Origin of the sequence: Alicyclobacillus sacchari (assembly GCF_004366795.1) — a bacterium.
Classification (GTDB): domain Bacteria; phylum Bacillota; class Bacilli; order Alicyclobacillales; family Alicyclobacillaceae; genus Alicyclobacillus; species Alicyclobacillus sacchari.
Genome location: NZ_SORF01000002.1, coordinates 76,952 through 98,184 on the forward strand (window position 1 = coordinate 76,952; position 21,233 = coordinate 98,184).

General features: G+C 55.6%; 21 protein-coding genes. 20 read left to right on the top strand and 1 reads right to left on the bottom strand.

What is annotated here, in order from left to right; all coding sequences use genetic code 11:
- From dut to C7445_RS02565, 11 genes are all read left to right on the top strand, one after another.
- Complete coding sequence (gene dut / locus C7445_RS02515; RefSeq protein WP_134158690.1) at positions 1-450, top strand: dUTP diphosphatase; 450 nt, start codon at positions 1-3, stop codon at positions 448-450.
- 140 nt (positions 451-590) lie between these two features.
- On the top strand, positions 591-1,502 hold the full coding sequence (gene dpsA / locus C7445_RS02520) for a dipicolinate synthase subunit DpsA (RefSeq protein ID WP_134158488.1): 912 nt from the start codon (positions 591-593) through the stop codon (positions 1,500-1,502).
- Positions 1,493-2,098 (top strand): dipicolinate synthase subunit B, encoded by a 606-nt coding sequence (locus C7445_RS02525; RefSeq protein WP_134158489.1) that lies wholly within the window; start codon positions 1,493-1,495, stop codon positions 2,096-2,098. The genes dpsA and C7445_RS02525 overlap by 10 nt, the downstream gene beginning before the upstream one ends.
- A gap of 82 nt (positions 2,099-2,180) precedes the next feature.
- Positions 2,181-3,218, top strand: a complete 1,038-nt coding sequence (locus C7445_RS02530) for an aspartate-semialdehyde dehydrogenase (RefSeq protein ID WP_134158490.1) — start codon at positions 2,181-2,183, stop codon at positions 3,216-3,218.
- A gap of 37 nt (positions 3,219-3,255) precedes the next feature.
- Positions 3,256-4,473, top strand: coding sequence for an aspartate kinase (gene dapG / locus C7445_RS02535; protein ID WP_134158491.1), 1,218 nt, complete (start codon positions 3,256-3,258; stop codon positions 4,471-4,473).
- Between the two features lie 19 nt (positions 4,474-4,492).
- Complete coding sequence (gene dapA / locus C7445_RS02540) at positions 4,493-5,371, top strand: 4-hydroxy-tetrahydrodipicolinate synthase (RefSeq protein WP_134158492.1); 879 nt, start codon at positions 4,493-4,495, stop codon at positions 5,369-5,371.
- 428 nt (positions 5,372-5,799) lie between these two features.
- Positions 5,800-7,458 carry a ribonuclease J gene (locus C7445_RS02545; RefSeq protein ID WP_134158493.1) on the top strand — a complete coding sequence of 553 codons (1,659 nt, stop codon included), beginning with the start codon at positions 5,800-5,802 and terminating at the stop codon, positions 7,456-7,458.
- A 161-nt stretch (positions 7,459-7,619) separates the two neighbouring features.
- Complete coding sequence (locus C7445_RS02550; RefSeq protein ID WP_208320822.1) at positions 7,620-8,372, top strand: ClpP family protease; 753 nt, start codon at positions 7,620-7,622, stop codon at positions 8,370-8,372.
- A complete protein-coding gene (locus C7445_RS02555; protein WP_134158495.1) occupies positions 8,372-8,581 on the top strand; it encodes a YlzJ-like family protein in 210 nt (69 codons plus the stop codon). The genes C7445_RS02550 and C7445_RS02555 overlap by 1 nt, the downstream gene beginning before the upstream one ends.
- 63 nt (positions 8,582-8,644) lie before the next feature.
- Positions 8,645-11,110 carry an FtsK/SpoIIIE family DNA translocase gene (locus C7445_RS02560; RefSeq protein WP_134158496.1) on the top strand — a complete coding sequence of 822 codons (2,466 nt, stop codon included), beginning with the start codon at positions 8,645-8,647 and terminating at the stop codon, positions 11,108-11,110.
- Between the two features lie 77 nt (positions 11,111-11,187).
- Positions 11,188-11,760 carry a hypothetical protein gene (locus C7445_RS02565; RefSeq protein ID WP_134158497.1) on the top strand — a complete coding sequence of 191 codons (573 nt, stop codon included), beginning with the start codon at positions 11,188-11,190 and terminating at the stop codon, positions 11,758-11,760.
- Between the two features lie 25 nt (positions 11,761-11,785).
- Here the strand turns inward: C7445_RS02565 and C7445_RS02570 are convergent, their stop codons facing one another.
- Positions 11,786-12,124 carry a hypothetical protein gene (locus C7445_RS02570; RefSeq protein WP_208320823.1) on the bottom strand — a complete coding sequence of 113 codons (339 nt, stop codon included), beginning with the start codon at positions 12,122-12,124 and terminating at the stop codon, positions 11,786-11,788.
- A 148-nt stretch (positions 12,125-12,272) separates the two neighbouring features.
- On the opposite strand from C7445_RS02570, the gene C7445_RS02575 reads away from it, so the two are divergent.
- The 9 genes from C7445_RS02575 to C7445_RS02615 all read left to right on the top strand — a co-directional run bounded on the left by C7445_RS02575 (position 12,273) and on the right by C7445_RS02615 (position 21,141).
- Positions 12,273-13,295, top strand: coding sequence for a type 1 periplasmic-binding domain-containing protein (locus C7445_RS02575; RefSeq protein ID WP_134158499.1), 1,023 nt, complete (start codon positions 12,273-12,275; stop codon positions 13,293-13,295).
- Between the two features lie 33 nt (positions 13,296-13,328).
- Positions 13,329-14,099, top strand: a complete 771-nt coding sequence (locus tag C7445_RS02580) for a DUF3388 domain-containing protein (RefSeq protein WP_134158500.1) — start codon at positions 13,329-13,331, stop codon at positions 14,097-14,099.
- A 26-nt stretch (positions 14,100-14,125) separates the two neighbouring features.
- Positions 14,126-15,100, top strand: a complete 975-nt coding sequence (locus tag C7445_RS02585) for a helix-turn-helix domain-containing protein (RefSeq protein ID WP_243834895.1) — start codon at positions 14,126-14,128, stop codon at positions 15,098-15,100.
- A gap of 27 nt (positions 15,101-15,127) precedes the next feature.
- The gene (locus tag C7445_RS02590) at positions 15,128-15,619 is read left to right on the top strand and encodes a YajQ family cyclic di-GMP-binding protein (protein ID WP_134158502.1); all 492 of its coding nucleotides are present in this window, start codon (positions 15,128-15,130) and stop codon (positions 15,617-15,619) included.
- Positions 15,620-15,679: 60 nt separating this feature from the next.
- The gene (gene pgsA, locus C7445_RS02595; RefSeq protein WP_134158503.1) at positions 15,680-16,264 is read left to right on the top strand and encodes a CDP-diacylglycerol--glycerol-3-phosphate 3-phosphatidyltransferase; all 585 of its coding nucleotides are present in this window, start codon (positions 15,680-15,682) and stop codon (positions 16,262-16,264) included.
- A gap of 55 nt (positions 16,265-16,319) precedes the next feature.
- Positions 16,320-17,573, top strand: coding sequence for a competence/damage-inducible protein A (locus C7445_RS02600; protein WP_243834896.1), 1,254 nt, complete (start codon positions 16,320-16,322; stop codon positions 17,571-17,573).
- Positions 17,574-17,599: 26 nt separating this feature from the next.
- Positions 17,600-19,180 carry a DEAD/DEAH box helicase gene (locus C7445_RS02605; protein WP_134158504.1) on the top strand — a complete coding sequence of 527 codons (1,581 nt, stop codon included), beginning with the start codon at positions 17,600-17,602 and terminating at the stop codon, positions 19,178-19,180.
- Between the two features lie 232 nt (positions 19,181-19,412).
- A complete protein-coding gene (gene recA / locus C7445_RS02610) occupies positions 19,413-20,477 on the top strand; it encodes a recombinase RecA (protein WP_134158505.1) in 1,065 nt (354 codons plus the stop codon).
- Entirely contained in the window at positions 20,452-21,141 is a 690-nt protein-coding gene (locus C7445_RS02615) for a regulatory protein RecX (RefSeq protein WP_134158506.1), read from the top strand. Before recA ends, C7445_RS02615 begins: the two co-directional genes overlap by 26 nt.
- Positions 21,142-21,233: the final 92 nt, after the last annotated feature.

Below are 21,233 nucleotides of genomic sequence, written 5' to 3' on the forward strand. Positions count from 1 at the left end.
CTGGATGTGGACATTCAAGTGGTCTCACCGCTCTTTCGCGACGAATATATGCCTCGCTACGCGTCCGCCGGGGCGGCTGGCATGGATTTGCGAGCGTGCTTGGACGCGCCTATCGAATTTCGACCAGGTTCGCATCTTCGCATTCCGACCGGGATCGCGATTGGCTTGCCGCGTCAAGACGTCGTTGCTCTGGTCTACGCGCGCAGCGGATGGGCGGCGAAACATGGGATCGCCTTGACCAACGGCGTCGGCGTGATCGACAGCGACTACACGGGAGAAATTCAGGTGTTGTTGAGCCATCATGGCACGAACCCAATCGTCATCGAACCAGGGGATCGTATCGCACAGTTGGTCGTGACACCTATCTACGTCGTCAATTGGCGGCGCGTCGACTCTTTGGCGGTGACCGAGCGAGGCGAAGGCGGCTTTGGCTCGACGGGGACGCGCTAGACAAACTGACACCAATGCGGCTCTACTGGCGCCGCCTGCTGGGAACCACCCGGCGGGCGGCGTTTTTCGTCAGTGAGCGTTTCACCCTCCTGGGCGATGGCACATAAGCTATGGCACGTGTGTGGAGGGGTGAAGGCCAGATGCTCACAGGGAAACATCTCGTCTTTGTCGGCGGCGACGCCCGGCAACTCGAGGTGATTACGCAAGTGACGGACAACGACGCAAGTGCCACGCTCGTTGGCTTTGCGGACCTGCAGCGGACGTTCGCCGATACGACGGTCAGTGAATTGTCGGAGAGTGTGTTTGCAAACGCCGACGCACTCGTACTACCGGTGGCCGGCATGGAGAACGACGGGCGTGTCGACACCAAATTCGCGCCAGAACCCGTCCTGTTAACCGAGGCACACTTTCAGGCGATGCGCCCTGGCACGTATGTCTTCACGGGCATCGCTAGGCGCGTGCTCGGCGAATGGTGTGAACGTTATTCGCTGCAACTGGTCAAGTTGATGGAGCTCGACGAGGTTGCGATTCTCAATTCGATCCCGACGGCCGAAGGGGCTATCGCCATCGCTATGCAGGAGACAGACATCACGCTGCACGGCGCGAAGACGGTTGTGCTCGGATTCGGCCGCTGTGGTCAAACGCTTGCGCACAAGTTGCATGCGATGGGCGCGATCGTCCACGTTTGCGCACAGCATCAACACGAACTTGCGCGCATTCACGAGCGCTCGCTGATTCCGGTGCCGCTTAAGCATATCGATCACGCCGTGCACGACGCGGACATCGTGTTCAACACGATTCCCGCGATGGTGCTACCTGCCGCGGTGTTGAAATACATGCGGCGCGATGCGGTGATTATCGATATTGCTTCGAAGCCAGGTGGAACTGATTTCCGGTACGCGGAGCGCCGCGGCATGAAGGCGCTGTTGGCACCGAGCCTGCCCGGGTTGGTCGCGCCGAAGACCGCAGGTCGCATCATTGCGGCGTCGATTTCTCGGATTCTCGCAGACAGTGACGACAACGATTACGAGGGGGAAGAACTGTGGACCTAAAGGGCAAGACCATCGGATTTGGGGTCACCGGCAGTCATTGCACGTATGAAGAGATTTTCCCGGAGGTCAAGCGTCTGGTCGATTTGGGTGCAAACGTCATTCCTGTGTTTTCCCACAATGTGTTGGAAACCAGCACCCGCTTTGGCGAAGCTGGCGAATGGGCGAAGAAGATCGAAGATGCGGCGGGAAATGAGGCCATTGTCAGCATTCCGCAGGCCGAACCGCTAGGCCCCGCGAAGACGCTCGACGCGATGCTGATTGCCCCGTGCACCGCGAGCACGCTGAGTCGTTTTGCACAGGCGAATACGGACTCTCCGGTACTGATGGCGGCCAAGGCGACACTGCGCAATGGCCGACCGGTCGTGATCGCAATTTCTACGAATGACGGACTGGGTCTAAGCATGTACAATATAGCTCGGTTGATGAATGCGAAAAACATCTATTTTGTTCCGTTTGGTCAGGATGCGCCACATGTTAAAATGAATTCACTTGTGTCGTTAATGACGTTGATTCCGGATGCTATCGCGGCCGCACTCGACGGCCGTCAATTGCAACCTGTACTGATTGAGCGGTGGCGCGAAGCTCGTCCGTCGTAATGGAGATCGCCCCTTTTCGCTCATTCAAGTGGCCTTGAGTTGAATCGCTCCGGAAAGCTATTACGAGAAAAGGGGCTGTGTCATGAAGAAGAAGGAACGATATCGCTTTGCGGTCCTTGGGGCAACCGGCGCTGTTGGACGTCGCATGTTGTCGACGTTGGAACGGCGCCATGTTCCGGTTGAGGATATCAAATTGCTCGCTTCGCCGCGCTCGGCCGGCCAGCGCCTGACCTTTCGCGGCCAGGACATCGAGGTCGAAGCGGTGACGCCAGACTCGTTTGCAGATGTCGATATTGCGTTGTTCAGTGCCGGTGCAGCGGCGAGCGAACAATATGCGCCGGAAGCTGTCAAGCGGGGAGCTACCGTTGTCGACAACAGTTCGGCATTTCGCATGCATGAGGACGTTCCGCTTGTCGTGCCGGAAGTCAACGCACACGCGTTGGATGCGCACAAAGGTATTATCGCCAACCCCAATTGTTCGACGATTCAGTTGATGGTTGCACTCCATAGCCTGCGGGAATTCGGACTGGACCACGTTGTAATTTCCACGTACCAGGCCGTCAGCGGGATGGGGCAATCCGCCATCGATGCATTGATGGAAGAAGTCGATGCCTTCCGGGCGGGAGATACCAGTAAGCAGACCGTTTTTCCGGTCGTAAAACAGGATGCGCACTATCCCATGGCGTTTAACGTGCTTCCGCAGTGCGATATCTTTCTCGACAATGGATATACCAAAGAGGAAATGAAGCTGGTCAACGAGTCGCGCAAGATTCTCGAATTGCCCAACCTGCGCGTGAGTCCGACGGCGGTGCGCGTGCCGGTGCTGTACGGCCATGCGGAGTCTGTCGCGGTTCGCTTCGCACAACCGGTAACGCCTGAAGAGGCCCGGGAGCGAATGCGAAAGGCGGAAAACCTCATTGTCGTCGATGATCCGGGGCAATATGCCTATCCCCATCCGCGCATGGCAGAGGATACCGGCGAGACGTATGTCGGTCGCATTCGTCAGGACTTGGCTGATCCAAATACACTGCTTTTCTTTGTCGTCGCTGACAATCTACTAAAAGGAGCGGCGTGGAACGCCGTTCAGATTGCAGAAGCGTTGATTGCTCGGGCCAATTGAGTTCGTGTCAATGCCCGAATGGGGGAGTCGAAACGCCGTGAAGATTGTCGTACAGAAATTCGGCGGTACATCGGTTGCGACGCCTGAGTCGCGCCGCGCCGCATACCGTCATATCGAGCGGGCGAAAGCCGACGGATACGCCGTCGTCGTGGTTGTCTCCGCAATGGGAAGGCGGGGCGATCCGTATGCGACCGATTCGCTGCTCAGCCTCCTGGAAAGTTCGGAGGCGAACGCCGCCCCTGTCGAATTGCGCGAACGCGACATGCTGATGGCGTGTGGCGAGATCATTTCTGCCGTCGTTTTCGCGCAGGAACTTCGCGCGCGTGGCCACAAGGTGCACGCGATGACCGGTGCGCAAGCGGGGATCCTCACTTCATCCGACTTTGGCAATGCGCGGATTCTCGATGTCCGTACCGATGCATTGCACGAGGTGCTGGCAGACGGCGAGATCGCAGTCGTTGCGGGATTTCAAGGTGCGAATGAAGATGGGGATGTGACGACACTTGGGCGCGGTGGCAGCGATACGACCGCAACGGCGCTCGGTGTCGCACTACACGCGGAAGTGGTCGACATTTTCACCGACGTATCCGGCATCATGACGGCCGATCCGCGGATCGTGGACGACGCCCGCCAATTGGAACAAGTGACGTACACCGAAATTTGCAATATGGCTTACCAAGGGGCGAAGGTGATCCACCCACGGGCTGTCGAATTAGCGATGCAAGGCAATGTACCGATTCGCGTGCGCAATACGATGTCGGACGATTTGGGGACACTGGTGACGCAGGCGGCGCGCCGCTTGGAGCATTCCAGTGTGTTCGATCAGTCGGTGACAGGCATCGCCCATACGCCAAACGTCTCGCAAATCGTCGTTCGCGGCGAGGGGATTGGGAGTTCGTCTATCTTTCAATTGATGGCCGAACACCAAATTTCGCTCGACTTTATCTCGGTCACCCCGACGGAGGTGGCGTTCACCGTTCCGGATGGACTTGCCGATACAGCCGTACACTACCTGTCGCAGTTGGGTTATCGATCGCAGGTGCGCCGGGGGTGTGCCAAGGTGTCCGCAGTCGGGGCTGGTATGATGGGGGTGCCCGGCATTATGGCACGTATTGTCGACGCTTTGGCGAGTTCTGGAATTGACATTCTGCAGTCTGCGGATTCACATACGACAATCTGGGTACTTGTGGACGGGTCGCAAATGGCTGACGCGGTGCGGGCCTTGCATCGGGCTTTCCAGCTGGCGGAGGTATAACCGAACAGGAGAGAGCGATATGGATTTTGGTAGCTTGATTACGGCAATGGTGACGCCGTTTGATACATCTGGCGCCGTGAATGAAGGAGCGCTCAAGCCGTTGGTCGATCATCTGATCGAAACGGGCACGACGGCGATTGTGGCGGTAGGGACGACCGGTGAGTCACCAACCCTGTCCCATGCCGAGAAGTTGCGCGTATTTGATGCAACCTTGCGTGCGGTGGATGGCCGCATTCCTGTGATTGCTGGCACGGGTACGAATTCGACAAAGGATTCCGTCGAGTTGACACTCGAGGCCGCACGCCTTGGCGTTCAGGCTGTGCTGTTGGTAGCACCGTATTACAATCGCCCTTCGCAAGACGGGTTATATGCGCACTTTGCCACAATTGCCGAAACAACCACCTTGCCTGTGATGATTTACAATGTCCCAGGCCGAACAGGTGTCAATATTCAGGCTGAGACAGCGCTGCAGTTGGCAGAAATTCCGAACATTGTTGCGCTGAAAGAGGCAAGCGGCGATTTTACGCAAATCCTGCATATTGCAGCGGAAAAACCTGACGATTTTCTGCTTTACAGCGGTGACGATAAGTTTACCTTGCCCATGCTGAGTGTTGGCGCAGCGGGTGTTGTCAGTGTTGCCAGCCACGTGGTTGGCAAACAGATCCGTACCATGATGGATTTATTCTGGCAAGGCCAGACTGATGAGGCCGCGTACTGGAGTGGCCGTCTGTTGCCCATTTTTGAGGCGATGTTTGCCACCGCGAGTCCGGCTCCAGTGAAAGAGGCGCTTTCCATCATAGGCTTGGAGGTCGGTTCTGTCCGCGCACCATTGCTGCCAGCTTCTGCGGCGCTGCGGGAACACCTGGTCACACTGCTCAATGGCCTTGGCATCATCTAAATGGACCTCGTTTATATCGACTTCGCTGATCCTCAACAGGCGGCTCCGGGAATATCCCGGGCCGCCTGTTGCCATCTTAGCGGGCAAAGGGCCGTGTGGGTTGTTCGGCTTGCGTTCCCCAGGTATAATGAATGCGATAGTGACATGTGCGGCCTTCTCGACTTGGTGTTCGGCGATTTGTCATGGGCGGCAAATCCGTGCGGACGGACACAAGATGAACGAAGCGAAACGAATTGCGCGACGGCTGAGGGAACGGATCGGCTCGGTCTGTGCGCATTCGACTAGGCACAATATGGCACGGCGTGTGGACGAAGCGCTTTCCTAGACGGATTCTGCCTACATTGCAGGGACGAGCTGGTGAGCGGTTTGCTTTGTTCGCGGTGTGTGCTTGTCGCTTGAATTGGAAAGTTTTGTGATGGAGGTGCCAAATGGCTAAGAACAGATCAAGACTCTCGATTGTCCCGTTGGGTGGAGTTGGGGAAATCGGGAAGAACATGACCCTATATTGGTACGGAAACGATATGATTATTGTCGATGCGGGATTGAAGTTTCCAGACGAAGATATGCTCGGCATCGATATCGTCATTCCGGACATTACGTTTTTGGTAGAAAATCGCGATAAAATTCGCGGTATTTTTCTGACGCACGGCCATGAAGATCACATCGGCGGTCTGCCGTATGTGTTGCGCGAAATCAATGTACCGGTCTACAGCACGCGGCTTACGCTGGGGCTCGTTGAACACAAACTTCGCGAGCACGGGTTGAATGATTCCGCGAAGTTGGTCGTCATCGACGGCAACTCGAGTATTCAAATTGGCGATTTTTCGATCTCGGCTTTTTATGTCAATCACAGCATTCCGGATACGGTCGGTTTTGCCATTGAAACCCCGGAGGGCATTGTCATTCATACCGGGGATTTTAAATTTGATCAAACGCCGGTCGACGGCCGTCAGGCGGACGTGCACAAACTTGCGGCCTGGGGTGCCAAGGGCGTGCTTGCCTTGGTCGGGGATAGTACCAATGCCGAGAGACCTGGGTATACGCCATCCGAACTCAGTGTCGGCGTGAAAATCGACGAAATTATCGCCCAGGCTCCGGGGCGTGTCATCATGTCGACGTTTGCATCGAACATTCACCGCCTGCAACTCATGATTCGGGCAGCAGAGAAATATGGTCGCCGTGTGGCCGTTGTCGGGCGCAGTATGGTCAATAACATCCAGACCTCCCTTCAACTCGGGTACTTGGAGGCCATGCCGGAAACGCTGATCGACGCTGACGATGTCAACAAAGTGGATCCAGCCAAGCTTGTCATTCTTTCGACAGGCAGCCAGGGGGAGCCCATGTCGGCTTTGACGCGAATGGCGCGTGCGGCACATCGGAAGATCGAGATCGTACCGGGTGATACGGTTGTCTTGGCAAGCTCGCCGATTCCGGGTAACGAAAAGTATGTGGCACGCACCATCGATCAGTTATTCCGTGCCGGGGCTAACGTCATTTACCGCGGCGTGCACGCATCGGGCCACGGCAGCCAGGAAGAGTTGAAGTGGATGTTGCAACTGGTGCGCCCCAAGTACTTCTTGCCAGTACACGGTGAATTCCGGATGCAGCGCACGCATGCCGATCTCGCCGTTCAGCTCGGGGTTGACCCAGATCATATCTTCATTACAGAGTTGGGCGATGTCGTGGAATTTGAGGATGGACGTGCGCGGCTCGGCGGTAAGGTGCCCGCCGGTACGGTGATGATCGACGGGCTTGGTGTCGGCGATGTCGGGAACATCGTCCTGCGTGATCGCAAGCTGCTGTCCCAAGATGGGATTCTGGTTGTTGTGGTGACGTTATCTAAGGCAACCGGGCACATTCTGTCGGGACCAGACATCATTTCGCGCGGATTCGTCTATGTTCGGGAGTCAGAGGCATTGCTCGATGAAGCGAACAAATTGGTCGAAACCACGCTTGCCAAGCTCGTCTCCGACAATGTGAGCGAATGGTCCTCGTTGAAGACCGCGGTTCGTGACGCGCTAGGCCGATATCTGTTTGAACAAACGCGACGCCGTCCGATGATCCTGCCCATCATCATGGAGGCTTAATTTCAACTTGATATGGACGTAAACGGCTGCCCACTCAGATGGGTGGCCGTTTTGCGTTTTGTGCCGTGCGTATCGGTTTCTGTGCGCGGGTCGATACTACATCGGGTAGAGAGGAGTAGGGTGCGATGAATCTCAATGGCAAATCTGCTTACGATGCAATCATGGGCACGGGCGGACGCCCCCTTGTACGGACAGAACCACTTTTGCAGGAGGCGGAGGAAGAAGCACAAAGCGCGCAGAGTGAAAACATTGCGGCCTTGGGCGTGGCGAATCCGGCAACGGCACCAGACAGCAATATCTTTTGTTTGACGATCATCGGCCAGATTGAAGGCCACATGGCTTTACCTCCACAAAATAAGACGACCAAGTACGAACACGTCATTCCACAGCTTGTTGCGGTTGAAGAAAGCGATAAAATCCACGGCTTGCTTCTTATCTTAAACACGGTGGGCGGCGATGTTGAAGCAGGTCTCGCGATTGCAGAACTCGTGGCTTCGCTCAGCAAACCGTCGGTTTCGATTGTGCTCGGAGGCGGCCACTCGATAGGTGTTCCGATCGCGGTGAGCGCGAACTACACGTTTATTGCCGAATCTGCAAGCATGACCATTCACCCAGTGCGTCTCAACGGATTGGTGATAGGGGTACAGCAGTCGTTTGAGTACCTCGAAAAGATGCAGGATCGCGTCACTCGTTTCGTCGTCGAACATTCGCGAATCACGGAGGACGTCTTTCGTTCGCTGATGTTAAACACGGGTGAAATGGCGAAGGACATTGGCACGACGGTGATTGGGCGCGACGCGGTCAAATATGGACTTTGTGACGAGGTGGGCGGTCTAGGGCAGGCGATGCGCAAGCTGCGCGAACTCATACAGGAACGCGAAGCGACTTCAGCCGTCACGGGGGTGGTGCAATAATGCATTGGACGACACTGTCGGATGCTGAAGTGTTTGCTGGTTTTGGCGATCCGCCGCGCGTGTCGTATGAGGAGGCCGTCATTGGGCACGCGCGACTTGTCATAGCCCGCCAGCCGAATGGGAAGGCCGTGATCGAGCGATTGATCAGCCCCTACGCAAGAGATTATTTGCGACCGGAATGGCAACCAGGTATGCCCTTTTCCGGCTGAACAGGCAGGAAAAAGCCGCGGCAGCCACGAATCTTCAGTCTGAGGAAAGGGCTGGTGGGATTCGTGGCACGCAAACAACAACAGAAAAACGTCCTCAAGTACGAGGTCACCGGTCTTGCTATGCTGACGGGGTGCGCCTTGGCGCTTGGGCGTCTGGGCTACGTTGGTCAATTCTTGGCTGCGGTCAGCATTTATTTGGCTGGCAGTTGGTATTTTTTCATCCCTATCCTCGTTGGCTATGCGGCCATTTATATGATGGTTCGTCGGTCGCGTTTTGTGTGGGATAGTCGCCATCTTGGTCTGCTTATTTTATTGTTATGTATTTTGGCGCTCATCGAAATGAACTTTTACTCGAATCTCGCCGACCAGGGACTCCAGAACCATTTTCTGGAGAGCGAGTGGACGGCCCTGCAGGAGTTGCGCAATTACATCTTTGCACCGACCGGTACGCCGCCGAGCGCAGGCGGGGGGTTGGTCGGATTTACAATCTTTTATCTTCTGCACATATTGTTTAACTCGCCGCAAACGTATGAAATTGGTCCCCGGCTTGTCATTGTCGCCGGCGGCTTGATAGGAATTGCACTCGTATTACAAATCTCCCTGGTGAGCGCTATAGGAAAAGGGTCGCGCTATACCGAACGGGCCCTTGACGGCCTATGGCAGACCGTCAAGCGTCAAACCGGGGCAGTTTTTCAGGCGGAGAAGAATGATCAGCCAGAAATTGAGGAGGAGACTCCGCGTCGCCGTCGACGGCCAACCATCGTGATCGATGGCGAGGTCTATGAAAACCATGCGGGGGCGACGGAGCCTGTTGCAACTGCCGCCGACGCGGCGGGAGGCGACGTTCCTCCGCCCATCATCCATGACTTTGCCGCGCGAGCCAGGCAGCACGCGATGGACGTCATGGCCACGGCACAGCAGGAGGCACTCGACGACGGTCAGGATGCGCTGGTGGAAACTGCAGACAAGGGCTTGGTTGTGCGTTTCCCGGACGCAGTAAGCAGCCCTAAAAAGCCGATTTCGCCGCCGGCTCGGGAACATTCCGCGATGCCTGAGTACGAAGTCGGTCCGATGGTGCACGACGACAACTATCAATTGCCGCCGCTCACCCTTTTTGACATGCCGACAGCCACATCTTCGGGATTTTCTTCGGCTAGTGCGCATGAGAATGCGCAGAAGTTGCAGGCAACTCTGCAGTCGTTTGGCGTGCAGGCGACCGTTGTCGAAATTAATCGCGGACCTACGGTAACGCGATATGAATTGCAGCCTGCTGCGGGGGTCAAGGTCTCGCGCATTGTCGGTCTGACCGACGATATCGCGCTGGCGCTTGCAGCCCGTGACATTCGGATGGAAGCGCCCGTTCCGGGCAAGTCAGTCATTGGGATTGAAGTGCCGAATGATGAAGTCGCTATCGTTTCCTTGCGCGAGGTTTTGCAGTCGCCGGAATTCCAAAAGTCATCAGCCAAACTCGCGCTTGCTTTGGGCAGGGATATCACGGGTGCACCGATTGTCGGCGACCTGCAAAAGATGCCGCACCTCTTGGTTGCAGGGGCAACTGGTTCGGGTAAGAGTGTCTGTATCAACGGTATGATTGCGTCGCTATTGATGCGGGCAAAACCGCACGAAGTCAAGCTGTTGATGATCGATCCGAAGATGGTGGAGCTTAGCGGATACAATGGGATTCCGCACCTTCTGGCTCCTGTCGTGATCGACCCCCGGAAAGCTGCCTTTGCTCTGAAAAAAGTCGTACAGGAGATGGAGAATCGCTATCAGTTGATGGCAGAGCGGGGAGCCCGCGATATCGAACGGTACAACCAGCTGCTGCGCGAAGAGGGGCTTGAACCTCTGCCGTACATTGTCGTGATTGTCGACGAGCTTGCGGACCTCATGATGGTGGCGCCGGGCGATGTCGAGGACGCCATCTGCCGGATTGCGCAAATGGCTCGTGCAGCCGGAATTCACCTGATTGTAGCGACACAGCGGCCGTCTGTGGACGTTATCACAGGTTTGATTAAAGCGAATATCCCTAGTCGAATCGCGTTTGCGGTGTCATCGATGGCCGATTCGCGGACCATTCTCGATGGTGGCGGCGCCGAAAAGCTGTTGGGTAGAGGTGACATGTTATATCTTCCGGTAGGTGCAGCCAAAGCGACCCGTGTGCAAGGCGCTTTCGTTTCAGAACTGGAGATTGAACGGTTGGTGGAATACGTGAAGAACCAGCAGCAGGCCGTTTATACGGTCGACTTAAATACTGGAGCGGAGGAAGCCGAGCCCGCAGAGGACGGCCCTGAGCTGGACAGCCTGTTCATGGATGCTGTCGATCTCGTTGTCGACATGGGCCAGGCATCGGTGTCGATGCTGCAGCGGCGGTTCCGAATTGGTTACTCAAGAGCCGCAAGAATTGTCGATCAAATGGAGCAAAGCGGGATCGTAGGCCCGTTTGAAGGCAGCAAACCGCGTGAAGTCTTGATCTCCAAAGAACAATGGCTGCAGGCCAAAGCTTCGTTCACACGTCCACAGGAAGGCTGAGCCTGGCAGCATACTTGTCCTTTCGCGTCCATATATGTAGTGATAGCAGTTCCGATGGGACGAGGAGAGGACTCGAAATGGCAGGTAAAAGCGTGTGGTTGGGCGCGGCGGCTCTTGCCGTCGCGTTTGTGGCGGGCTATGTGCTGCTGCAGGATCGGCTGTTACCAAGAACGAGCGAAACGTCACCTGTCAGTGCTGTGACAATGGGGAGAACGACCGCGGATCCAGCACCGACAGACGCGATGGTGAGTACGGTTACGTCGGCCTTGGCAAATGTCAGCGGTCTCTATGACATGGCGATACTTCCTGACGGCTTGGGGGATAATCGTTTTGTCGTGTCGGCGATGGTCGACGTGAGTGGGCAAAACGGAGCCATTCCCTCCGCCAATACAGCGGACATGTCGATGCGATCGCTGGTCGATGCGTTTTTTCGCGACGTGTATTCGCTCTCTGAGCCAATCAGCGAAGCGGAAATCACGTTCACAGAGGATGGGACTCTCGTTGGCACTGCCGGTTTAGGAAAAGAGGCGTATGATTCGCTGTCCACTGCAACGATGAGCGGCGATCTCGCCTCCGCGCTCGCGGCTTCAACGCAGCGCGATGAAAGTTCTGTAAACGAGGCCTGGCTTGAGTTGAAACCGGAAAACTAAATTCATGTGACCAAGGCGGCGCCTGTTACGGGCGTCGCCTCGGTGTTGCACCATACATAAACCGCTGGGTTATGGAAATTCGCTCGCGTCGAAAAGCGCGCATCAGAGCGCGAACCAGCGGTTCATGGCCGGTGCGCAGAAGTGTCTCCACGATGGTCTGCAGTGTAAAGGACTCGTCTAAACAGTTTTGCACTTGGGGGTTGTCATCCAGGTAGTACAACCACCGTTCGTCGTACAAGCTACCACGTTGTTCTCGGTATGCTTCCGAATAGAGATGGTAGATGTCGAACGTCGTGTTGAGCTGATCCAAGTAAAACTCTAACTGGTACAATACTTTTGCAACCGATAGATGTTCTCCATGCATAGAGGCCAATGGGATTCATCCTTTCATACACATTATGTAAGACGGCAAACGTAAAGGCAAGGGTTGATTGAAACAGGTAGAATGGTGTCTATGAGGCCGGGTCGCTGTTTGTGCCGGCCGGGGATTTGCTGAGGAGTTGACAACCGGTTTGAAACGGCTGTATGTGGGTTCATTGCTCTGTTTAACTTTCGCGCTCGCGGGTTGTGGTGCACCAGATTTGAGCGCCATGCAACCGCAAGTTCAGAAATCGGCCGCGATTGTCGTCGACGTGGACAACCCGCCGTTTGGCCCAAATACTGCTGCAGTCGCCGGAAGCGGCACGCTGTCGACCGAAGTCGTGCACACGACTGCTGCTCAGATGCTGGTACAGGTAGACCATATCCTGGCCAATCAAGGCGTGAATGGTGTCGTGATTGCAGTCCACGCTGCCAGTTCAATCGTTCAGTCTGTCGCGGAGCTTGCGCACAATCATCCAGATGTTCGGTTTGTTGTCGTCAGCGATTGGCCGACGGTTTGGCCGCAATTGACCAATCTGAGTACGCTGGCGATGGATCCGGATACCATTGCTTATGCCGTCGGCTATTTGATTGGCATCGATATCAACGATCTCGTTGCCAAGTCGACGTCGACATACGGTTATGCTGTGCAGCCGAAAATCGGGTACTTGCCTTCGTCCGCGCCAAGCGATGAACAAAAAGCATTTTTCGCTGGTCTTTATCAAAGCGATCCGGCAGCAAACGTGATTCCGCTGGTTTCGCTCAATGGCCCGGGTCTGCCGATTCTCTATCCAACCGTTTCCTCGGCGGTGGTTGGGACGCAGCCGAGTGCGGCTCAACTCGCCGCGATATCGGCACAAACGGGGACTGTGTACTCGTTTGCCGATTCTTTTACGGGCGCGTCTCCTGTCATCGGTCCTGGCCACTTGGCATCTTCGCGAGTGCGGGATGCACTGGCGCAATTGCAGTCAAAATCGTGGCGAGCTGGGCAGCAGTCCGTGCTAGATCTCAGTTCCGTCTCGCTCAATACGGCTGTGGTGCCTGCCTCGGTTGTTGTGGCATGGGCGAAATTTGAAGTGGTTGCAGAACAATCGGCAAGTTCGTGGCAAGCGCAGTTCGCCGCATTGCCCAATGCGACGCGGGCGCAGTTGGCGAGCGAGTTCGGATTGTCATAAGGCGTGCGGCAAGGCTGAAAGGAGCCGAAATGGGTGGCAGAGTATTATTTTCAGTATCAGATTAAACGGGATCGCCCAGGGCTCCTTGGCGACATCTCGTCCCTGCTTGGCATGCTCGGCGTGAACATCGTACAATTATCGGGTGTCTCGGAGTTGGGGCGGGGATTTTTAATCCGCGTAGATCGTCCCGATATCCTCGATGTGTTGACCACGATGCTTCATTCGATGGAGGATATTGAGGTAACCGCGTTGCGCGAGCCGACACTACGGGATAGGTTGGCCTTGCGCCATGGGCGTTTCATCGAGCGCAGCGATACAGAAAAGAGAACCTATCGTTTTGTCCGCGATGAGCTTGGTGTGTTGGTTGACTTTTTGGGTGAATTGTTAAAGCGACCTGGCAAGCAGGTGATTGGGGTACGCGGGCAGCCGCGCGTCGGAAAGACGGAAGCTGTCGTTGCGGCGAGTGTCTATGCAAACAAGCGTTGGTTGTTTGTTTCTTCGACACTTCTCAAGCAGACCATCATGCGCGAGCTCCCATCCAACGAGTTTTTATCCGACCAATTCGTGTATATTATTGATGGTGCTGTATCGGTTTTACGCGGCGGCGAAGATCATTTGCAATGTGTGGATGAAATTCTTCGCATGAAAGCGCCCATCGTCATTGAACATCCCGACGTATTTGTGAAACGATCGCGATATACTTGGGATTTATTCGACTTGATCATCGAACTGCGGCGGGAGCCTCAAGAGGAATTGCGATATGATATCGTAGAAGATGATCCGTCAACCTGGACAAATCAGTGAAGTGAATGGACAAGGGAGGACGACCCGTGCAGGAACTTGGCCAGATTCTGCGTTCGAAAAGAGAATCTCTTGGGTTGACGCTGGATGATATCGAAGAGCGGACGAAAATCCGAAAGCGATACGTCGAGGCGCTTGAAGACGGGGATTGGAGCGTCTTGCCTGGTCGGGTGTACGCGCGCGGGTTTGTTCGGACGTATGCGGAAGTACTGGGGCTCGATGGTGTCGAGCTGCTACAGACGTATGTGGACGGCCGTGAGAGCGGATCGGCTAACGAATCGGCAGGGCGTGCAGAGCAGTCTCCGTCTGATCCGGAGAAGCGTGCAGCGGGCGCGGTAGAAACGGAGCGTAAACCGGCCGCGAAAATGGTCGAGCCGCGTTCGCTCAACGAGTTTCAACGCAACCGCTCTAAGGTGGATCGATCTCTGAGCCAGCCGCAGCGCGAGCGCAGTCGTCGTTCCGGTGCTTGGATTGGACAAGGCGCGCTTATCGTCGCGGCGTTTGTCGTGATCGGCGGCGCGTACGTGTTAATCCACGACCATCGCGGGGCCAAAGGCACGACGAAGGAACCGGTGAAAACGGCTGTGAGCCAGCCACAGTCAACTCCGCATCACCAAAAGCCCAGCAGCGTCACCGGCAATACGGCGAACGGTACGGGCAGCGCGACGGCGCCCAAACCTGTCAAGCCAGCGCCTGCGATACAGATCGTCGCCGAGCCGTACGCGAATGGCGCTTATACATACAAGGTTTTGAATGTGACGCACATGCAGGTGGATGTCCAGGTCGTATCAGGGCAACTATGGATGAGTGCAACCGCGGACGGAGCCGCTGTCGATCCGAATGACCTATTGAACGCCGGGCAATCCAAGACGTTCTCCGCGAACCAGAATGTGACGATCCATCTGGGGCACGTGCAGGGCGTGCAACTGTCTGTAAATGGGCACCCAGTTGCGCTGCCGAACATTCAATGGGCTCCGGTCATTGTGTTGCAACGACAAGGTTGACGTAACATTTTAGGAAGGAGCGGTACCATGGCAAAAGAAGCTTCTTTCGACATTGTGTCGAAGGTCGATATGCAAGAGGTCACCAATGCTGTCGACCAAGCGCGCCGCGAAATTGAGACCCGGTTTGATTTTAAAGGAAGTAAGAGTGAGATTCGCCTGGAAGATGGGCAGTTGACCCTAATTTCGGACGACGAGTACAAACTCTCGCAAGTATATGATGTGTTGCAGACCAAATTGGTGAAGCGGAATGTGTCTTTGAAGGCGTTGAAACCGGGCAAGATCGAACCGGCTGCAGGCGGAACGGTCAGGCAGGTGATTACGCTCGCACAAGGCATCGACGCGGATGCAGCAAAGCGCATGACCAAGCTGATCAAGGATTCGAAGATCAAGGTACAGGCACAGATTCAAGGGGATCAGGTGCGGGTCTCCGGCAAGAGCCGAGACGATTTGCAGGCGGTCATCCAAATGCTTCGCGAGGCCGATTTGGATATTCCTCTGCAGTTTACGAATTATCGCTGACGCGCCGTGGATTTGCCGCCGGCAGGGTGGACCGACGCGGGAGCAGAGGAGCGTGGGCATTTGAATCTGGCGAATCGAATTACATTGGCCAGGATTTTTCTGGTTCCTGTCGTTTGTGTGATTTTGCTGGTTCACTACAATTTTGGTTCTTTCACGCTCAATGGACAGACGACCACGGGTGGAGAGGTTATTGCGGCGTTCATCTTTATCGTGGCGGCAGCAACGGATGGACTGGACGGGTACGTTGCGCGTAAACAGCAAATCGTCACGAATTTTGGCAAGTTTCTCGATCCGCTTGCCGATAAGCTGCTTGTCTCGGCTGTGCTGATCAGTTTGGTACAGATGCAACGCTTGCCCGCATGGGTCGCTATTGTCATTATTAGTCGCGAATTTGCTGTGACCGGCCTTCGGTTGATCGCCGCGGCAGAGGGCGTCGTCATCGCTGCAAGCCAATTCGCCAAGTGGAAGACCGTCACGCAGATGATCGGCATGGTATTACTCATGGTCAACAACTTTCCGTTTTCCGCTGTTCATGTACCCGCTGCGGATATCATGTTGTACATCATGGTGGCGATGACCGTATTGTCGGGCCTCGATTATTTTTTGAAAAACAAACAGATGATCCAGACGCCGCGCGCATCGTGATCGAGTGAACCAATCGTTTGTGCATACCGTCGTTACAGATATGGGGATGGTGTACATGGCGAATGACTGCCGGGCCGAGTTGCTGGCGGTAGGAACGGAAATTCTCCTTGGTCAAATTCATAACGCACATGCGCAGTTCATTTCGCAGGAGCTTGCCAAACACGGACTGTACGTGTACCATCACGGTGCAGTAGGAGACAACGAAGCGCGCATTGTCAACGCATTTGCGACGGCGGCTCAGCGCTCGAACGTTGTTATTGCCACAGGCGGACTTGGACCGACAGGCGACGATTTGACCAAAGAGGCGCTCGCGCGCTTTCTCCAGCGCAATCTGGTGATGTCAGACGAGGCACTGGCGGAAATCGTGCAGTATTTTGCACGCAGACAACGACCGATGCCGGAACAGAATCGCAAACAGGCGCTGTGTATCGAAGGTGGCGAATGGCTTCCGAATCCGAATGGAACGGCGCCTGGTCAGTATGTTTTCGATCGCGGTGTGCACTTTTTCCTCCTGCCGGGCCCACCTCTCGAGATGCGTCCCATGCTGCGGGATGATGTGATTCCCCGCCTCGTCCGGCTGTTTGGCGGCGAGCGCAAATTGGTTTCCCGAATTTTGCACTTTTGCGGCATTGGCGAGTCTGATGTCGACGAACAGATCGTCGATCTTACCTCTGGAGATAATCCAACGGTTGCACCGTATGCCGGGGAAGGTGAGATGCTGTTGCGAATCACCGCGACGGCAGATACGGAGGAAGCCGCGCGCAAGCTGATCGAACCGGTGGAAGCTGAGATCCGCAGCCGCTTCCAACCGTTTATTTACGGCGAGGGTGACGACTCGCTGCCGTCCGTCGTGATCGAGCGATTGCGCAGACAAGGGCGGACGCTCGGCGTCGCGGAAAGTTGTACGGGCGGTATGTTGGCAGAAATGCTCACGGATATCCCTGGCAGTTCACAGGCGTTTGTCGGCGGTGTTGTCGCGTATGCCAACCAGGTGAAAGAGTACTTGCTCGGCGTCAGCTCGAAGACGTTGGCCGAGTGCGGGGCGGTGTCTGAGGAGACAGCCAAGGCGATGGCTGAAGGGGTCCGGCGCGCGCTGGCGACTGACTTTGGCGTCGGTATTACGGGCATTGCCGGACCGGGCGGCGGTACCCAAGAGAAGCCCGTCGGACTCGTGTACGTCGCCGTTGCGGACGCTCGCCAGACGCGAGTCTATCGATTGCAATTGCGGGGTTCACGGGCCCAAATTCGGTTGCGAAGCTGCAAGCAGGCATGTTGGCGCCTGCTGCAGTTGATGGACGAGTATTTGTAGAGATTTGTCGAAGAAAGGTTGAGAGCATGTCTTTGTTTGAAGAGTTTGGTTTACATCGCCGCGTGCTGCAGGCGATTCACGATATGGGGTTCGAAGCGCCGTCGCCGATTCAGGCGGCCTGCATCCCCATCGTTATGGAAGGTGTCGACGTGATCGGACAGGCCCAGACCGGTACTGGTAAGACTGCCGCGTTTGGGATTCCGCTCGTCGAAATGGTGACACCCGATCCGCATGTTCAAGCGATTGTACTCACCCCGACGCGCGAGCTTGCGATTCAAGTGGCTGGGGAGATCCGGAAGATTGCGAAGTACAAGCGTGTGCGCTCAGTCCCGATATACGGTGGGCAATCGATTGGCCACCAGATTCGGGCGCTTAAACAAGGCGTACACATTGTCATCGGTACGCCGGGACGTGTACTCGACCATATTCGCCGCGGCACGTTGCAGCTTGGCCAAGTGCGTATGGTCGTGCTCGACGAAGCGGATGAGATGTTGGATATGGGCTTTATTGACGACATCGAGGCGATTTTGCGGGAGACGCCAGAAGAACGGCAAACTTTGTTGTTTTCTGCGACGTTTCCGAGCGAGGTCAAACGGCTATCCGGGCGATACATGCGCGATCCGCGCCATGTGACGGTCAACCGCGGCGAAGTGACGGTTCCGCGGATCGACCAGATTTGCTACAAAGTGCTGGATCGCAACAAATTAGAGAGCCTGTGCAGGATTGTAGACAGCGAAGAGATTCAGCTTGGTATCATTTTCTGCCGTACCAAGCGTGGCGTCGACGATCTCGTCGAAGCCTTGCTGGCGCGCGGCTATATGGCGGATGGCTTGCACGGCGATCTGAGCCAGGCCCAGCGCGATCGCGTCATGCGCAGATTCCGACGTAATGAGATCGAGTTGCTTGTCGCGACGGACGTGGCGGCGCGCGGTCTCGATGTCGACGATGTCACACACGTGGTCAATTATGATATTCCACAGGATCCGGAGTCATATGTACACCGTATCGGCCGCACGGGTCGGGCCGGCAAGCACGGTTTGGCCATCACTCTGGTGACGCCGCGCGAGTATAAGCTGTTGAAACAGATCGAGCGCGAGACAAAGGTAGCGATGGATGTACGTGAGGTTCCGTCTCTCGAAGATGTCGCCGAGCGGCAGGCGGAGATGTGGCGCAATCGCGTATTGGACGTCCTGCGTGAAGGCGGTCTCGGCCAGTACCGGGCGATTCTCGGAGGATTGGTGGACGAGCACGATCCCATCGACATTGCGTCGGCCTTGTTGAAGTTGCTCAGTTCTGGCGACGGAACGCGTGCAGAAGGCGACGATTACGATTTTGGAGATACGGGTGCTCGTCCGGGCATGGTGCGTTTCTTCGTCAACATTGGGCGGACAGCGCGGATGAGCCCTGCCGATTTCGTCCGTGCGATCTCGGAAGAGGCTGGTGTACCCGGGGAGGCCGTTGGGCGGATCGACATGTTCGAGAAGTTCACGTTTATTGAAGTCGAGCAGGACAGTGCTCCATTTGTTTACGAGGCGTTGCGTCAGAGCCGGATCAATGGTACGCGCGTCAATTTGGAGCCGGCCAAGCCGCGTGCAAGCCGACGCTGATCGCGGTGAATGGCGGCCGTCGGGCAGCCCTTGAATGGGCGGCTCGGCGGCTTTTTTGATGAGACGATCTCGTGCGTATACCATGTATCGCAAGAAAATATTTTTCTTTGATAGCGAACAAGTGTTTGCATTTCTATCAGTCACTGATACAATAATGTCAAAGGAAAGGCGCGAGGGATCGCGAACTAGTTTGATATTGACCGCCGGTTACCGGCTTTGAGGATGGTGTGAGATGGGAGATAAACGGGCAGCTCTGGAAATGGCCCTCAAACAAATCGAGAAACAGTTTGGCAAGGGATCCATCATGAGGTTGGGCGAGGCGTCTGCTTCGATGAACGTAGAGACGGTTCCAACAGGGTCCATCGCCCTAGACATCGCGCTTGGTGTTGGCGGTTTGCCACGCGGAAGGATTATTGAAATTTACGGGCCTGAGTCATCGGGTAAGACAACCGTAGCACTGCACACGGTTGCCGAAGTTCAAAAGCTCGGTGGACAAGCTGCGTTTATCGATGCCGAACACGCGCTTGATCCGGTCTATGCGCAGAAGCTCGGTGTGAATATCGACGAATTGCTCATCTCACAACCAGATACGGGAGAGCAGGCGCTCGAAATTGCGGAAGCGCTTGTCCGCAGTGGTGCCGTCGATGTCATCGTCGTCGACTCTGTAGCAGCCTTGGTTCCGAAAAATGAATTGGAGGGCGATATGGGAGACTCACACGTTGGCTTGCAGGCCCGTTTGATGTCCCAGGCTCTGCGCAAACTCGCGGGAGCCATCAGCAAATCGAAGACCATCGCCATCTTCATTAACCAGATTCGCGAAAAAGTCGGTGTCATGTTTGGCAATCCTGAGACCACGACGGGTGGGCGCGCATTGAAGTTCTACGCCTCAGTGCGCCTGGAGGTTCGCCGCGCTGAAGCCATTAAGCAGGGTAACGACGTCGTCGGCTCGCGCACCCGCATCAAGGTCGTGAAGAACAAAGTCGCACCTCCGTTTCGTCAGGCCGACGTCGATATCATGTTCGGTGAGGGCATTTCCCGGGAAGGGAGTTTAATCGACATCGCGACAGAAATCGACATCATCCAAAAAAGCGGGGCCTGGTATTCGTATAACGAAGAAAGACTCGGCCAGGGACGCGAAAACGCGAAGCAGTTCCTGAAAGAACATCCAGAGATCGCAGAGCAGATCGAAACGGCTGTCCGCGAGTATTTTCATGTCACGGGTGCTAAGCCCATCCAATCGCTCGAAGCGGATGCAGAGGATGTAGGCGAAGATGAATTTGAGTTCGATACGCTCTAAGGAAGTTATATTTGATAGTATTGTTGGTCGTGAACCAGCTGGCGGAACATCTGCCAGACTGGTTCGCGTGCATTTTCAGCAGGCTGCCTCACTCGTCATCGCTGTGGCTGATTGGGTCGAACTCGGTCTGAAATTAGGTATGTCTGTCGACTTCGAACTCTACGCGGAGTTGAGGATGCGTGCAACAGACGCGGAGGTCGAGCAAAAAGCCCTGTCGTATTTGACCGGGCGCGTCAAAACGGCCCAACACGTGCAACAGTATCTCTTGCGTCGCGGGTGCCCAGAAGATGCGGTTGAGCGTGTGATGCAGAGGCTTTATGATAAAGGGATCGTCGACGATGAAGCGTATGCCGTGATGTTCGTCGAGGCGGCAAGAAACAAAGTAGGGCAGCGGCAAATTTGGATGCGGTTACGGCAACGTGGAGTGGCTCCAGAGATTGCTCGAACCGCCATCGCGAAGACCATATCCGAAGAATCGCAACTGGAAGCTGCTCTCCAATGTGCGTTGAAATATGTACGGCGCCGAGGTGAAATGAAAGATCGGAACGACAAGCTGCGTTTGATTTCGCATTTGCAACAGAAGGGATTTACCATGGATATCGCCCGTAAAACGGTGGAAGCCGTGGAGCATATGGACGAAGGTCCGTCAACGCCCTTTTCTTGACACCGTTCTGGCAGAACACGTACAATGAAAGTGCGTATCATGTACGGCCTCTAGCTCGAACACGTCATTGTTGACGCGAACGGTTGATCGTC